16 protein-coding genes, 1 tRNA gene and 1 pseudogene are annotated in these 14,061 nt (G+C 56.4%); 12 read left to right on the top strand and 6 right to left on the bottom strand.

What is annotated here, in order from left to right:
- Nucleotides 1-8 precede the first annotated feature (8 nt).
- Complete coding sequence (locus tag JNA92_RS15740; RefSeq protein WP_241805575.1) at nucleotides 9-452, top strand: hypothetical protein; 444 nt, start codon at nucleotides 9-11, stop codon at nucleotides 450-452.
- A 228-nt stretch (nucleotides 453-680) separates the two neighbouring features.
- Here JNA92_RS15740 and gabP read toward each other — a convergent pair whose 3' ends face one another.
- Nucleotides 681-2,066 (bottom strand): GABA permease, encoded by a 1,386-nt coding sequence (gabP, locus tag JNA92_RS15735; RefSeq protein WP_241805574.1) that lies wholly within the window; start codon nucleotides 2,064-2,066, stop codon nucleotides 681-683.
- 639 nt (nucleotides 2,067-2,705) lie between these two features.
- On the opposite strand from gabP, the gene JNA92_RS15730 reads away from it, so the two are divergent.
- The 5 genes from JNA92_RS15730 (at nucleotide 2,706) to JNA92_RS15710 (ending at nucleotide 6,970) form a co-directional block, all read left to right on the top strand.
- Entirely contained in the window at nucleotides 2,706-3,479 is a 774-nt protein-coding gene (locus tag JNA92_RS15730) for an ABC transporter ATP-binding protein (RefSeq protein WP_012316684.1), read from the top strand.
- A gap of 11 nt (nucleotides 3,480-3,490) precedes the next feature.
- Nucleotides 3,491-4,243 carry an ABC transporter substrate-binding protein gene (locus JNA92_RS15725; protein WP_115273105.1) on the top strand — a complete coding sequence of 251 codons (753 nt, stop codon included), beginning with the start codon at nucleotides 3,491-3,493 and terminating at the stop codon, nucleotides 4,241-4,243.
- Nucleotides 4,244-4,298: 55 nt separating this feature from the next.
- Nucleotides 4,299-4,994 carry an ABC transporter permease gene (locus JNA92_RS15720; protein WP_241805573.1) on the top strand — a complete coding sequence of 232 codons (696 nt, stop codon included), beginning with the start codon at nucleotides 4,299-4,301 and terminating at the stop codon, nucleotides 4,992-4,994.
- Entirely contained in the window at nucleotides 4,991-5,680 is a 690-nt protein-coding gene (locus tag JNA92_RS15715; protein ID WP_012316687.1) for an ABC transporter permease, read from the top strand. Before JNA92_RS15720 ends, JNA92_RS15715 begins: the two co-directional genes overlap by 4 nt.
- An 84-nt stretch (nucleotides 5,681-5,764) precedes the next feature.
- Entirely contained in the window at nucleotides 5,765-6,970 is a 1,206-nt protein-coding gene (locus JNA92_RS15710; RefSeq protein ID WP_241805571.1) for a methyltransferase, read from the top strand.
- Nucleotides 6,971-7,252: 282 nt separating this feature from the next.
- On the opposite strand, the gene JNA92_RS15705 is transcribed toward JNA92_RS15710, so the two are convergent.
- On the bottom strand, nucleotides 7,253-7,525 hold the full coding sequence (locus tag JNA92_RS15705; RefSeq protein ID WP_241805570.1) for a DUF3077 domain-containing protein: 273 nt from the start codon (nucleotides 7,523-7,525) through the stop codon (nucleotides 7,253-7,255).
- On the bottom strand, nucleotides 7,522-7,797 hold the full coding sequence (locus JNA92_RS15700) for a hypothetical protein (RefSeq protein ID WP_241805569.1): 276 nt from the start codon (nucleotides 7,795-7,797) through the stop codon (nucleotides 7,522-7,524). The genes JNA92_RS15705 and JNA92_RS15700 overlap by 4 nt, the downstream gene beginning before the upstream one ends.
- A 546-nt stretch (nucleotides 7,798-8,343) precedes the next feature.
- Between JNA92_RS15700 and JNA92_RS15695 the strand changes: the two genes are divergently transcribed.
- The 3 genes from JNA92_RS15695 (at nucleotide 8,344) to JNA92_RS15685 (ending at nucleotide 9,385) form a co-directional block, all read left to right on the top strand.
- Nucleotides 8,344-8,598 (top strand): hypothetical protein, encoded by a 255-nt coding sequence (locus tag JNA92_RS15695; RefSeq protein ID WP_241805568.1) that lies wholly within the window; start codon nucleotides 8,344-8,346, stop codon nucleotides 8,596-8,598.
- A 98-nt stretch (nucleotides 8,599-8,696) separates the two neighbouring features.
- Nucleotides 8,697-8,772 (top strand) — tRNA-Thr (locus tag JNA92_RS15690).
- A 289-nt stretch (nucleotides 8,773-9,061) separates the two neighbouring features.
- Nucleotides 9,062-9,385: a helix-turn-helix domain-containing protein gene (locus JNA92_RS15685; RefSeq protein WP_241805567.1), complete on the top strand. Its 324-nt coding sequence runs from the start codon at nucleotides 9,062-9,064 to the stop codon at nucleotides 9,383-9,385.
- On the opposite strand, the gene JNA92_RS15680 is transcribed toward JNA92_RS15685, so the two are convergent.
- Nucleotides 9,382-9,732, bottom strand: coding sequence for a type II toxin-antitoxin system RelE/ParE family toxin (locus tag JNA92_RS15680; RefSeq protein ID WP_241805703.1), 351 nt, complete (start codon nucleotides 9,730-9,732; stop codon nucleotides 9,382-9,384). The genes JNA92_RS15685 and JNA92_RS15680 overlap by 4 nt on opposite strands.
- 173 nt (nucleotides 9,733-9,905) lie before the next feature.
- Between JNA92_RS15680 and JNA92_RS15675 the strand changes: the two are divergent.
- From JNA92_RS15675 to JNA92_RS15665, 3 genes and pseudogenes are all read left to right on the top strand, one after another.
- Nucleotides 9,906-10,226, top strand: a pseudogene (locus JNA92_RS15675) (tyrosine-type recombinase/integrase); the annotation flags it as partial.
- 267 nt (nucleotides 10,227-10,493) lie between these two features.
- Nucleotides 10,494-10,751: a hypothetical protein gene (locus JNA92_RS15670; RefSeq protein ID WP_241805566.1), complete on the top strand. Its 258-nt coding sequence runs from the start codon at nucleotides 10,494-10,496 to the stop codon at nucleotides 10,749-10,751.
- A gap of 256 nt (nucleotides 10,752-11,007) precedes the next feature.
- Complete coding sequence (locus tag JNA92_RS15665) at nucleotides 11,008-11,505, top strand: hypothetical protein (protein WP_241805563.1); 498 nt, start codon at nucleotides 11,008-11,010, stop codon at nucleotides 11,503-11,505.
- A gap of 450 nt (nucleotides 11,506-11,955) precedes the next feature.
- Here JNA92_RS15665 and JNA92_RS15655 read toward each other — a convergent pair whose 3' ends face one another.
- Complete coding sequence (locus tag JNA92_RS15655; RefSeq protein WP_241805560.1) at nucleotides 11,956-12,717, bottom strand: retron Ec48 family effector membrane protein; 762 nt, start codon at nucleotides 12,715-12,717, stop codon at nucleotides 11,956-11,958.
- Nucleotides 12,656-13,870 (bottom strand): reverse transcriptase family protein, encoded by a 1,215-nt coding sequence (locus JNA92_RS15650; protein WP_241805559.1) that lies wholly within the window; start codon nucleotides 13,868-13,870, stop codon nucleotides 12,656-12,658. Before JNA92_RS15650 ends, JNA92_RS15655 begins: the two co-directional genes overlap by 62 nt.
- Nucleotides 13,871-14,061 lie beyond the last annotated feature (191 nt).

Here is a 14,061-nt window from a genome sequence, read left to right as displayed (position 1 = left end):
CCCGCCCCATGGCCACCACTACCAAGCAACAGAAACGCGCCAAACGCGCCGCCAGCAAGGCCAAGCAAAACCGCATGGTGCGCAGCGGCCAGGCCGTGAAACCCAGCGCCGGTGACAGCGCCAGTGTCGAGCAGGTGTTCAACAAGGCCATGGAAACCGACAGCTACAAAGAGCTGTTCGTGAAGATGAAGGCCGCCCAGGAGACCAGCCTGGTTTCGATGATCTCGGTGTTCCTGGTGGACCCGCTGCTGGCACTGGTGCTCAAGGGCCACAAGGAAGAGCACGCCACCGACTACATCGTGCTGGTGTTCAACGCTTATCGCACCTGGCTAGATGGCGCCGACGAAGACACCACCATGGCCTGGCTGGAGAGCGACGAGTTCCAGGAAGCCTATATCGCCGCTTCCGAACTGGTGGCCAAGCAGCAACAGCAGCAGAAACAGTTCGGCTGAATGCTCACCGGCCCTGGCAGCGCAAATTCGATGCCCTTGCCGGTGAGCTTTTTGCGCCACCGTCTGTGCTGCGCTGCCTAACCCTGTGGAAACAACTGTCTTACCCAATTGCTAAAAGCCGGCGCAGTCCATGTAGGAGCCGGCTTGCCGGCGATAGGGCCAGCCCAGGCACACAAAAAAGGCCGCACCCCTCGCAGGGCGCGGCCTTTGCCTTGAAGCCAGCGCGGATCAGTGATCCAGCGCCACCCGCCCGGCAACCTGCCGCTTGCGTTGCACCAGCAAGCCAGCCGCCACAACACCAATACTCAGCAGTGCAGTCGCAATGATCTCCGCTCGGTGATCCTCACGCAGCGCCATCACCACCAGCACGGCAACGATGAAGACAATGCTCGCCCAGGTCAGCCCCGGGAACAGCCACATCTTGAAGACGATCTTTTCACCACGCGCTTCACGCTGGCTACGCATGCGCAGCTGCGAAACGGCGATCACCAGGTAAACCAGCAGCGCGATGGCGCCGGAGCTCGCCAGCAGGAACTCGAACACCTGGGCAGGCGCCACGTAGTTGGCGAACACACACAGGAACGCCGCCGCGGTGGACAGCAACACGGCCACATGCGGGGTCGCCGCCTTGGTGGTGCGCTGGGCGATGGCCGGAGCATCACCGCGCTTGCTCAACGAGAACAGCATGCGTGAGGAGGTGTACAGCGCCGAGTTCAAGCAGCTGGTTACAGCGATCAGCACCACGATGTCGACGATCAGCTTGGCATTCGGCACGCCGATGCGGCTCAGCACGGTCTGGTAGGAACCGGCCTCGGCCAGCGCCGGATCGTTCCACGGCACCAGGGCCACCACCAGGAAGATCGACACCAGATAGAACAGGCAGATACGCCAGATCACCGAGTTGGTGGCACGGCTGATCTGCTTGCCCGGGTCTTTGGATTCGGCAGCAGCGATGGTGACGATCTCGGTACCCATGAACGAGAACATGGTGGTCAGCATGGCCGCCAGCACAGCGCCCAGGCCATTGGGCATGAAGCCCTGAGTGTCGAACAGGTGGCTGGCACCGCTGACCTGGCTGCTCGGCATCAGGCCGAACATGGCGATACAGCCCACAACGATGAAGCCAATGATCGCCAGCACCTTGAGCAGGGCGAACCAGAACTCGAACTCACCGTAGTTCTTCACACTGCACAGGTTGGTCAGGGTCAGCGCCAAGGTGATCAAAAGGGAGAAGGCCCAGAGGTCAACGGCCGGGAACCAGGCATGCAGGATTGCGGCGGCGGCGTTGGCCTCCAGCGGGATCACCAGCACCCAGAACCACCAGTACAGCCAGCCGATGGTGAAACCGGCCCAGCGGCCAATCGCGCGGTCGGCATAAGTGGAGAAGGAACCGGTATCCGGCGAGGCGATCGCCATTTCACCCAGCATGCGCATCACCAGCACCACCAGGGTGCCCGCAGCGGCATAGGCCAGCAGCACGGCAGGGCCTGCAGCAGCGATGGCGTGGCCGGAGCCGACGAACAGGCCGGCGCCGATAACGCCAGCAATGGACAGCATGGTCACATGCCGTTGTTTGAGCCCCTGAGCGAGGTCATTGGAATTGTTACCGCTCATAAAACTACCTTTGTAAGGAGTGGACCACCCGACTGTGGGTTAAAGCGCGCCCGGGGTTGATTTAGGCGTCACTGCAATCGGCGGTTTGCATAGGGCAATAAGCGGGCCACCTGCCCGGCACATTCGTCATATGAAGCTGGCAGGCCGCAAAGCGAGCGGCCTGCAGGCCATTCGGCCAAGGCCTGACCGAAAGGCCATCAAAAGCGGCAGGAAGGGTAAGATTACAGAAATACCCACTTACAATCGCACCAAAGGTGCTCCTCGGTAACACCTTTGCACCGTTGCAATGCAAAAAAGTGCAACCCTGCGGTACAACCCTTTGCTGCGGTTGGCCTATCGTTGGGTAGCCCCGAATGCTCGCCAGCGACAGCACCTTTAGCCGCAAACGGCCCAAAAGCGCTTCCCAGTGCCGCCCAAAGCTGGCACCATCGCGCCTTTTTTCATCAAGGCTACGGCGCTGGGCGAGACCCTCGCGGACATCTGCGCGACGTTGCACTGCAGCGATGCGACAAACTGCCCCAGCATTGCCCAAAGCCCCTTGCGACCCTGTTGGCCGCCCTGATGCCGCTATGCTAGCTTGGCGCACGCCAGGAAGGCCGCCAACAGCTGGGAACGCACCCGAACACATGAGGACCGCACATGGCCCAGGCCACGCCCGCGCTGGAAATCCGCAACCTGCACAAACGCTACGGCGACCAGGAAATTCTCAAGGGCATTTCGCTGACCGCGCGTGACGGTGACGTGATCTCCATTCTGGGATCGTCCGGCTCCGGCAAGTCCACCCTGCTGCGCTGCATCAACCTGCTGGAAAACCCGCACCAGGGCGAAATCCTGGTTGCCGGTGAGGCTCTCAAGCTCAAGGCCGCCAAGAACGGCGACCTGATCGCTGCCGACAACCGCCAGATCAACCGCCTGCGCAGCGAAATCGGCTTCGTCTTCCAGAATTTCAACCTGTGGCCGCACATGTCGATCCTCGACAACATCATCGAGGCGCCACGCCGGGTACTCGGCCAGAGCAAGGCCGAAGCCACCGAAGCGGCCGAAGCACTGCTGAACAAGGTCGGCATCTACGACAAACGCCACAGCTACCCCGCCCAGCTTTCCGGTGGCCAGCAGCAGCGTGCTGCTATCGCCCGCACCCTGGCCATGCGGCCTAAAGTCATCCTGTTCGATGAGCCCACCTCGGCGCTCGATCCGGAAATGGTCCAGGAAGTGCTTAACGTTATCCGCGCATTGGCCGAAGAAGGCCGTACCATGCTGCTGGTGACGCACGAGATGAACTTTGCCCGCCAGGTGTCCAGTGAAGTGGTTTTCCTGCACCAGGGCCTGGTTGAAGAGCAAGGATCGCCGCAGCAGGTCTTCGAAAACCCGACCTCGGCGCGTTGCAAGCAATTCATGTCCAGCCACCGCTAACGGAGCAACACATGCAGACTTACAAGAAATTCCTCCTGGCAGCTGCCGCCACGCTGGTGTTTTCGGCCAACGCCATGGCTGCAGAAAAACTGCGCATGGGTATCGAAGCGGCCTACCCGCCGTTCAACAACAAGGACGCCAGCGGTAACGTGGTCGGCTTCGACAAAGACATCGGCGACGCCCTGTGCGCCAAGATGAAAGTCGAGTGCTCGGTCGTCACCTCCGACTGGGACGGCATCATCCCGGCCCTCAACGCCAAGAAGTTCGACTTCCTGGTGTCGTCGCTGTCGATCACCGACGAGCGCAAGCAGGCCGTCGACTTCACCGACCCGTACTACTCCAACAAGCTGCAGTTCATCGCGCCGAAGAACGTCGACTTCAAGACCGATGCGTCCTACCTCAAAGGTAAGATCATCGGCACTCAGCGCGCCACGCTGGCCGGCACCTGGCTGGAAGACACCTACGGCAGCGATATCGACATCAAGCTGTACGACACCCAGGAAAACGCCTACCTCGACCTGATCTCTGGCCGAGTGGACGGCATCCTGGCCGACAAGTACGTGCAGTACGAGTGGCTCAAGAGCAAGGACGGCATGAACTTCGAGTTCAAAGGCGAGCCTGTGGTCGACAGCGACAAGATCGGCATCGCCGTACGCAAGGGCGACCCGCTGCGCGAGAAGCTGAACAAGGCCCTGGCAGAAATCAAGGCTGACGGAACGTACAAGAAGATCAACGACAAGTACTTCCCATTCAGCATCGAATGATTCGCCCCGACCAGCGCGCCCTTGCGGCGCGCCGGTCCCTAGAACGACCCTGCCCATGAATATCGACCTGCACGGATTCGGTCCGGCCCTGGCGGCTGGCACCCTGATGACCGTAAAACTGGCGCTTTGCGCCCTGCTGCTGGGGCTGGTCCTGGGCCTGCTCGGCGCCCTGGCCAAGACCTCCCCGCTCAAGCCCCTGCAATGGCTTGGCGGCTTCTACTCGACCCTGGTTCGCGGCGTGCCCGAACTGCTCTGGGTCCTGCTTATCTATTTCGGCACCGTCGGCCTGATGAACAGCCTCGGCGAAGCCCTCAACATGCCCGGCCTGGAACTCAGTGCCTTCGCCGCCGGCGTGATCGCCCTGGGCCTGTGCTTCGGTGCCTACGCCACTGAGGTATTCCGTGGCGCCATCCTGGCGATCCCCAAGGGCCACCGTGAAGCGGGCCTGGCGCTGGGCCTTTCCAAAGGGCGCATCCTTTCGCGGATCATCCTCCCGCAAATGTGGCGCATCGCCCTGCCGGGCCTTGGCAACCTGTTCATGATCCTGATGAAGGACACCGCCCTGGTATCGGTGATCGGCCTTGAAGAAATCATGCGCCACGCGCAGATCGGCGTGACCGTGACCAAGGAGCCGTTCACCTTCTACATGGTCGCAGCCTGCATCTACCTGGGCCTGACCGTGGTCGCCATGACCGGCATGCACTTCATGGAAAAACGCGCCGCTCGCGGCTTTGCGAGGGCCGAACAATGAACTGGGAAGTGATCATCAAGTGGCTGCCGCGCCTGGCCCAGGGTGCCACCCTGACCCTGGAGCTGGTAGCCATCGCGGTCGTTGCCGGGCTGATCCTGGCGATACCGCTGGGTATCGCCCGCTCGTCGCGGCACTGGTACGTGCGCGCCCTGCCCTTCAGCTACATCTTCTTCTTCCGCGGTACACCGCTGCTGGTGCAGCTGTTCCTGGTCTATTACGGCCTGGCGCAGTTCGACGCGGTGCGCTCGAGCAGCCTCTGGCCCTACCTGCGCGATCCGTTCTGGTGCACGGTGCTGACCATGACCCTGCACACTGCTGCGTATATCGCCGAGATCCTGCGCGGCGCGCTGCAGTCGATCCCCAAGGGTGAAATTGAAGCGGCGCGGGCGCTGGGCATGTCCCGTGGCAAGACGCTGTTCTACATCATGCTGCCCCGCGCTGCGCGGATCGGCCTGCCGGCCTACAGCAACGAAGTGATCCTGATGCTCAAGGCCAGCGCCCTGGCCAGTACGGTGACCCTGCTGGAGCTGACCGGCATGGCACGGACCATCATTGCCCGTACCTACCTGCCGGTGGAGATCTTCTTCGCTGCCGGGGTGTTCTACCTGGTGATCTCGTTCCTGCTGGTGCAAGGTTTCAAGCTGCTGGAACGCTGGTTGCGGGTGGATGCCTGCCAAGGGCGTTAACGACCACCGGGCTGCTCTGCTACCCACCGCCGTCACGCCGGTTTGACGGCGGTGGGCCCTTCACCTTAACCAATGCCTAGCGCCATGCCCCCTTTTCTCCACAGCCACCAACTACGCGACCGCTTCCTGGCCCTCGACCAGTTCCTGACCGAGCACCAGCCGCTGTGGAAACCCAGGCCGTTCACCACCCTGCGCCTGCCCTGGGAAGCCGAACACCCCGTACTGTCCGCCCACCTGCGCCAATGCAGCCTGAGCGATGCCGAAGCCGCCCTCGACCCGCAAGGCGTGCCCGCACCGTTTCCACACCTTGCCCAACAAGCCCAACGGCTGAGCGCCCTGGGCGAGCTGCCTGACATCGGCCTGCCGCCCGCCGCACACCGCCTGGACGTCAATGTCCCAGGCCGTAAGTGGCAGCAGATCGAGGCCTTCAGCCGCCGCCTGAGCTTCCACACGCAGACCCAGCACTGGCTGGACTGGTGCTCAGGCAAAGGCTACCTCGGCCGCCGCCTGCTGCAGCCCGGCCAGCAGCTGACCTGCCTGGAGTACGACGCCCAACTGGTCACCGCCGGCCAAGCGCTGAGTGACCACCACCAGCTACCGGCCACCCATGTGCACCAGGATGTGATGGCAGCGGACAGCTGCCGCCACCTGGGCAGCGACAAGAGCGTGGTCGCCCTGCATGCCTGCGGCGACCTGCATGTGCACTTGCTGCGTGTGGCCAGTGAGCAAGGCTGCCGCCATCTTGCCGTGGCGCCCTGCTGCTACAACCGCATCCAGGGCGAGCACTACCAGCCGTTATCCACCGCTGCGCAGCACTCGTCGCTGCAACTCTCGCTGCTGGACCTGGGCCTGCCTCTAAGCGAGACCGTCACCGCCGGCGCCCGGGTTCGCCACCAGCGCGACTGCTCGATGGCCAGGCGCCTTGGCTTCGACCTGCTGCAGCGCCGCCAGCGCCAGTGTGATGAGTACCTGCCCACACCGTCATTGCCGGTGGCCTGGTTGGCCAAACCCTTCGAGCAGTACTGCCGCGATCTGGCCGCCCTGCGTGAGCTGGACCTGACCATCAACCCCGACTGGGATGCCTTGGAAGCCGAGGGCTGGCAACGCCTTGCCCAGGTGCGCAACCTGGAACGGGTACGCAACCTGTTCAGAAGGCCATTGGAAATGTGGCTGGTACTCGACCGCGCCCTGTTTCTAGAAGCGCAAGGCTACGCCGTACGCCTGGGCACGTTCTGCGATTATCCACTCACCCCACGCAATCTGTTGCTGCTTGCCGAGCGCGACCATTAGCACGGCACAACCTGTGGATAAGTCTGTGAACAAGCTTGTGATGAATGGTTGGATCCAAGCGTTATTTCAACCGTTCGGCTTATTCCCGCTGCAGCTGCAACCCCAGTAAAAACAGGCCTTTGCGCAAAGACCAGCGGTGCATGGGATCGGCACGCCTTTCGCGAATGGGGCTGATGCCTCTTGTGCATAAACAAATATTCGATTAGGCAAATAGCGCTGGATTGGTGCGGCTACTGCCTGATTGTGGGCGCCGGCTTGCCGGGCCCACGGGTGCGTTCCAAGTCAGTGCAGTTTGTTCTTGGCCATCTCGATATCGTTCATCAACGCCTTGGCCAATACGCTGAGGTAATCGGCGGCGCCCAACAGCTTGTGGTCATCTTCCATATCGCCTTCGCGCACCAGGTGTTTGATGTAGCCCAGCAATATCGAAACCTGTTCATAGGCGTGGTCTACAGGGATGCCGGGTTGTACGCGCAAGAGCTTCACGGGCGGGTTGCCGACTTCGAGAAACGTTTCGACACCGGCTGTGGTGAGGGGCTTTGTTTCAAGGCTCATGTGAACGACTCCCCATTCTGCGTATCGTCCCAGCTCCGCTTGGCATGCTGGATCAGTACATAGGCTGAGTAGGCCGCGTGGTTGGCGTTTGCCAGCAGGTTCAGGCCGGGCTCGCCGGCGTGGTCACGGCAGTGGTCGTCGAGGGTTTCGACTACGGCACGCAGGAGCTCGCCGGCGTGCGCGATGGCGTCGGTTGGGGAAATGTCGCTGTGGATGGTGAAGTACGGGGTGGTGATGAGAGGGCGAGGTGGGTCTGGAACGATTTTCTTCATGGCAGCAGCTCCGTTGACTGGGAATCTGCCACGCGGATCTTTCTCACAGATCTAGGTGGCAGTCATACGCGGGGTGAGAAAACCGAGGGAGCTACAAAGCTCGGCCAGACCGAAGTCTGCCCGCGTACGACCGCCATAACAGGCTAGCCAAGTAGCTCCACATCGGGTTTCTCACGCCCGGTCACCAGGAATAATTGGCGACCCAGGAACGGTATCCCTGGGGCATTTCCCCGCCAACAGTGAAGCTTCGGTAGCGCTCGTAGGATAATTCCCAAGTGCTCCGTTACTGAAGCATTTGGTTTTAGATTCAGAAATACCTTACAGCTGCGCTCCCAGCGAAAGAGCACCACCGTATTTTGGGGGGCGTGTTTAACCTCGGAAGGCCTACACAGTGATCACAATGCGACGCAGATCCACCGCGAGCCCGGCCCAACGGTGTATGATCCGCCCCCAAATCACTAAAAAGCTACGTCGCGCGCTGCCCTCCAGCCCCGCGACCGTCTGGCGTTGCGCCAGAATCGACATGGACTAACGGACCTCGACATCGTGCCTCACGCCAAATCCCTTGCCCTGCTGACCTTCTCCTTGGCCCTGACTGCCTGCGCCACTGGCAGCGGTACCACGCCACAGCACACCAGCAACCTGGACTGGAACACCCCCGGCATGCAACTGGGCGGCGACAACGGCCTGCCCCTGCGCGTAGAAAGCCCCTGCCGCAAGCGTGGCTGCGATAACGACAAGCTGTTCTTCAACCCCGCCAAGACCGAACCAAACGTCAACACCATCCACCGCGGCTGGTAGGAAATTTCTCCTTTTAGGCCGGTGACTTAGGTCATTTTCAAACAATCGCAAGGAAGTGGTTTACAGGCGCCAACCGATCGTTATAATGACGCCCCATTGCCGGTATAGCTCAGATGGTAGAGCAACTGACTTGTAATCAGTAGGTCCCGGGTTCGATTCCTGGTGCCGGCACCATACGCAGTATCAAAAAAGGCTCACCGAAAGGTGGGCCTTTTTTGTTTTCCCCCCTGCAGCGCCCAATCCCCTGCCTTACAGATGCCCTGAAGCCACCACGATCGGTGTAGGAGCTGGCTTGCCTGCGATGGGCTGCGCAGCAGCCCCAACCACCCCAAGCAGAAGCAATTCTCTGATCACCAGCCCAGCTCACAAACAGACACACCCTCCAACACAAACGCTTTGACTAGCCAACCAATCCCCACTACGATTTATCGCAAATTTTAGATATTTCTGTCGAGGCAAGCCAATGGCGCTTCAATTCCACGAAAGCCCTTTCCACGCCACCCACGACGCAGATACCGCCAGCAAAATGGCCTTGAAAATGGACTTGTCCATTTTCATCACTGACTGCATCAAAAAAATGGGCCTCAAACAGCATGATGCCGCAGCCAAGCTGAACGTAACCCAATCCCGCATATCCGAGCTTGCAAATGGCAAGATCGAGAAATTCACCTTGGACGCCATGATGGACATGCTGGACAAGCTCGGCTTTCGCACAACCCTGACCCTGCCCTCAAACGATGCAGGTTCACCGCCCCAGATCGTGATCACCCAAAGGCCTGGCAGCTAAACCCTGTATCCCATTTTTCTCAGTTCTTGCTTCAACTCCTTCATCCGCTGTTCGGCGACCTGCATCGCGTGCCGGTCGGACCTGTTGGTCGTTTTTACGAACGAATGCAACACGACGACCATGTCTGCAAATTTGGCCACATACACGCATCGGAATGCAGGGCTGCCGTTGATGATGAGCTCAATCGCACCCGCCCCTACCGACTCGGACAACGACTTGATCGGCCGCTCTGGGTCCTGGCCATACTGGATGCGTCGCAGGTCTTTACTAAAATCGTCCTGAACGTCTTTGGGAAGGTCTTTGTATTCACGCTCAGCAGCTGCACTCACAAACGCAAACTTTTTCAACGGTGTACCCACGGCGAGATGCTGGATTGGGGACGGCATGGATGCCAGGAGAAGGGAATCTAGCGCAGTGGCTTGCAGCTGGCGGAATTAGAAATGTTTCGCGGTTTGACCCTGAAATATCGTGTTTCTCTCGCCCGCTGAAATCAGTTCGACCTCATTTGGGGCCGGGGTTTGCCGCACTCAGGACGATGGGCTACCACACCAAGGTGGATATCTGCGGCCACGGGTTCCGAGCCATGGCGTGCAGCGCGCTGGTCGAGTCCGGGCTGTGGTCGGAGACGGCTATCGAGCTGCAGATGAGTCACAAGGAACGCAATAACGTACGGGCCGCTTATACCCACAAGGCCTAGTTCCTCGAAGAGCGCCGGATGATCATGACCTGGTGGAGTCGGTTTCTGGAGGCGAACCGCGAGGACCATGTGACCCCGCACGAGTTTGCCAAACAGACGGGCGAGAACGTCACGCGCCTTCGCAGTGCCAAGAGGACCGAGTAGCCCGCGGCACCACCACCTCAACTCGCTGTGAAGTTACCCACAGCACCGCATGAAGCTCCTCCGCGCGGGTCCTTTCAAATGCGGCTGCAAAGCCGTCCCGTTTGAAAGGACCATACCTAAGAAAAAAACTGCTGGCACATCTTACGTCTGTGGAAAACCACTGATGTCCACCGGGGATAGTTTTATCCACAGGTGCTAAATCCCTGATATCGCGCTGCTTGACGAATATTGTCCACAAGCGTAGACCGGAAAGCGCAAGAGCTGTCGATGACAGCACCCCAAGTGATCCGAACCTTTAAGGTCACGCCGCTCCCGCGGTGGTTCACCCGCAAGTACGATTCGGGTCCGGCAGCTCGTGCGGTCACTACCCATGTGATGGATGCCACCTCAATATCGATGTCCCTGCGGCGCTTGGACTTGGAAAACATAGCCATGCTCATGTTTTCATTAGGCTGCGGCAGCTTATTTGAATATGGCTTTGTATATGTGGTGGATGGGAAAATTCTGCATAACCCACGACGATAGTTACCAGAAAACTTAGAGGAAACCGTGAATTTCATTGTAGGCAGAAGTGTTGACAAGTGGCCCGGAAGCGCTAGCTATTTTCAGTGGCACGCTAAAGAATTCGGATGGCACACAGAGAAATGACAGCCTCGACATCAATACTAACAAACATAGAAATGTCATTCTTAGATTAAAGCGGGCCACTCTAGACCGCAGAGCACTATAAATCGAGCTTTCACCTAAACTTTACCAGCAAGCAACCATAGGACTATGAACTTTGAGCATTGAAGAATTGAAGGTGGCTTATTACAACGAAGCGCTTACACTGGCTCAACGAGCGCTAGTATCAGGATTAATAGTTTGTGCTGTTGCATACTCAATGGTAATTTCCAAAGAAGGAAAAACCAATTATACAATTCCATTTTTTAACATAGAATTATCTTCTGAACGCACGTTTACGATCGCGCTACTTGTTCTCTTCTTTGTTTTTGGTTTGATTTGCAGCTACGGCATCCAGAAAGCAAATAAAATTAGGCAAAGCATTGCTGACAAACAGATAGCTTTCTTCTTGCTTGAATCACCAAATATTCTCTACTCAAACCTGTACACAAGAGCCACTCTTTACGGAACAGTGTTTAGCGCCGGCGCAGGCTTAATCAAATGTCTGACTGATTTAGACACATGGGCAGTCTACTTAGCCGGAAGTATACTGGCGGGACCGTATTTCTTTGCGCTTTACAGTAGCAACCCAAATAATAGGAAAGGTGAACAATGAAAACCAGTTGTGATTAAACAAACAGCAATGCCCCTCCCCGTTGATGTGCGACGAATTGATTGGCAGATTCTGGCTGATTATGCGGTGTACGTTCGTAGTTAGATTGAGCGGGGTGAAGATGCTGTCAGTACTGGCCAGGATCATATTTCCAGTGTGAACCGGACTATAGTGCGCTTCGCAGTGATCAGTATGTGAAGTTGACTAGTTCGAGCAAAGCGTTAAGTATGCAGCGCAGCGGGGTTCGGCAATCGCTACCGCAGGGATAAAGCGATTTCTGAAGTGAAATAAGACACGCACCTGAAGGTTTTTTTTCAGCTGCTTTTTATTTCCGGAGGCTGTAGAACTCCATCTATAATAATTGAACGGCAGACCTGCAAACACACCACACTTCAAAGCTATCAAGCCTAATACAGACCGCTGAGCACTTTATATTTAAAACAACCACATGCTCTACCTATACAGCCTCCCAACCAATTCCCCATCGCTCATCCGACAAAACGAAACATTAATACTATTTATCAACTTAAACAAGTCACCCTCGATCTCAAAAAAATTAATTTTTGGTTGAAGCTGAAGGTCAAAACCAATTTTCATAAACACTAATCGCAGCCTAGCCTGATGCTCCAAGTGCCTGAAGCTTCCCCCCTGAGCACTGCTTGCCATTTGATTTGACCTCGTCACTTCAGAATTTAATTCCGCCAAAAAATCAAAATACTGACTAGAAGGGTTAATAACCCCCTCATCGGCTCGACTAAATATAAAAACATAAAGCCTGTGAATATCAAAGCTTGACACCGAGAGATGCTCAAGCTTGTTCACCTCACTAAGGAAATATGCCTGAAACATTGAAAGATGGGATATATAGTTAGTGAAGCGGGCCGTCTTATCTGCTGCAAGATAGCTTAACAGCGCAATAAATAGCGCTCCAATTGTTGCGACCAGAGCAATAAGCCCAACTACAATCTGCCCAAAAACAACTGCCGAACTAATTGATTTAAAGAAGCTTTCAAAACACTCATTAGTAAAACAAGAAGTTTGTGAATACAGCTTTCCCGTGAAGATTAAGAGCACCGCCAGGGCAAGCACAAGTGCTATGCCTATCACTCCCGTGTAAGTCAAACACAGAATAAGCTTTTGGTATGAGTGGTGGCTATTGCCCGCTCTTAGGAGGTTTAAGAGCTTTGAGTTCAATCCTGAAATCCAATGCTTCATGCCTATAAGTCCGCTTTAGTATATTAAGGCGCTCGTGAACTTTGTAAAATCGGACGCGATACCAATAAGTGTGAGCACGCTTTGGATAGTCCGATCTAAGGCGTTCGATCATAGATCTAACTCTACCAATGTCTCTTTTAGATGGCAGAGGCTGTACTTTTTCCAACCGAGAAACCAAAGCATCATACTGTGAGTGCCCAACGCGCTGGAGCTTATTCACACGCCCCATGCATACATTAAAATCTTTGCGATAAGCATGTTTCACGCGATAATTAGGCTCTTCCGCTAGGGATTCGACATTTCTCACTGCTGCGCGGATACGCCTAACTTCGTCTGCAGGGAGGCGTGGTGTCGAGAAGCCTACTCTCAGCCCATGAACGGTTAGAGGCTTGGTACTAGCACGGTGGACCTGAGTTTTAGCTTCATTTACAGGTAAATCTTTACTCTCAAGCATACCTATTATTATATTTTTAGCATAGGTAAAGTCGGTTTTGATCGATTTGGACGAGACAGTTATATCGTCTACCAGCCGAGTGTAAACAAGGCCTTTTCTGCCAAGCCGCTCCGCTACTTTTCCTTCGACATCCCAGAGACACAGTGACGCTAGATAGCTAGATGTCAAAGCGCCTTGTAGTAGGTGCTCATTTCGAGAGCATAGATTTGCTAGGACTTTTGCAACTGGTTCAGGAAAACACAAAAAATCCTTGAAAACCTGCTCAACCAAACCAATATGAATATTATCAAAAAAATCTTGAACATCCAGCTTTAGGATACTGCTCGCCTGGCAGTGCCTTGCAGCACAAGAAACGTAATCCTTTCCGTTCAGATAAGTCTGATCATCTTCCACGTCATACTCTTGATTGGATACTGAGCCGTACAAGTAGGATGGCCATTGGATATAGTTTTCGGCAGTAAAAATTCGATTATTAATCCGCCTTTGAATCTTTCTTACGAGCTTATGCGGATTATGTACTATCCGGGACTTTCCACCTGCCTTACTAATCTCCTTGCTGGAATATCTCTCCTCCCCGGACAACGCGAGTACTTCACCCAGTTCTTTTTGCGAGATATCTAAAACGTCGCAAAGCGAGCTGACAGAGGAAATAGAATCTGCAGAGAGTTTTATGGGATTAACGAAGCGAGCGTCTATCATACTTCATCCTGAAGATAAATGTAGGCTTCGCCCCCCATAACATAGGGACAGTGGCAGTGCTGCTTTCATCGATAGTCGGTGAGTACCGCCACTACCACATGGCTACACCTACCTTGAAATACTCCTGCGGGAGAGCGGGAGCGCGGGGGTCGGGGACTGCGGGGCCCCCCACCCCATTAGCTCAACTCAAA

It is taken from the genome of Pseudomonas putida, assembly GCF_022627325.1.
Taxonomy (GTDB): domain Bacteria; phylum Pseudomonadota; class Gammaproteobacteria; order Pseudomonadales; family Pseudomonadaceae; genus Aquipseudomonas; species Aquipseudomonas putida_X.
The sequence above is the reverse complement of the archived record's forward strand: the minus strand, read 5'-3'. Positions and strand labels throughout refer to the sequence as shown.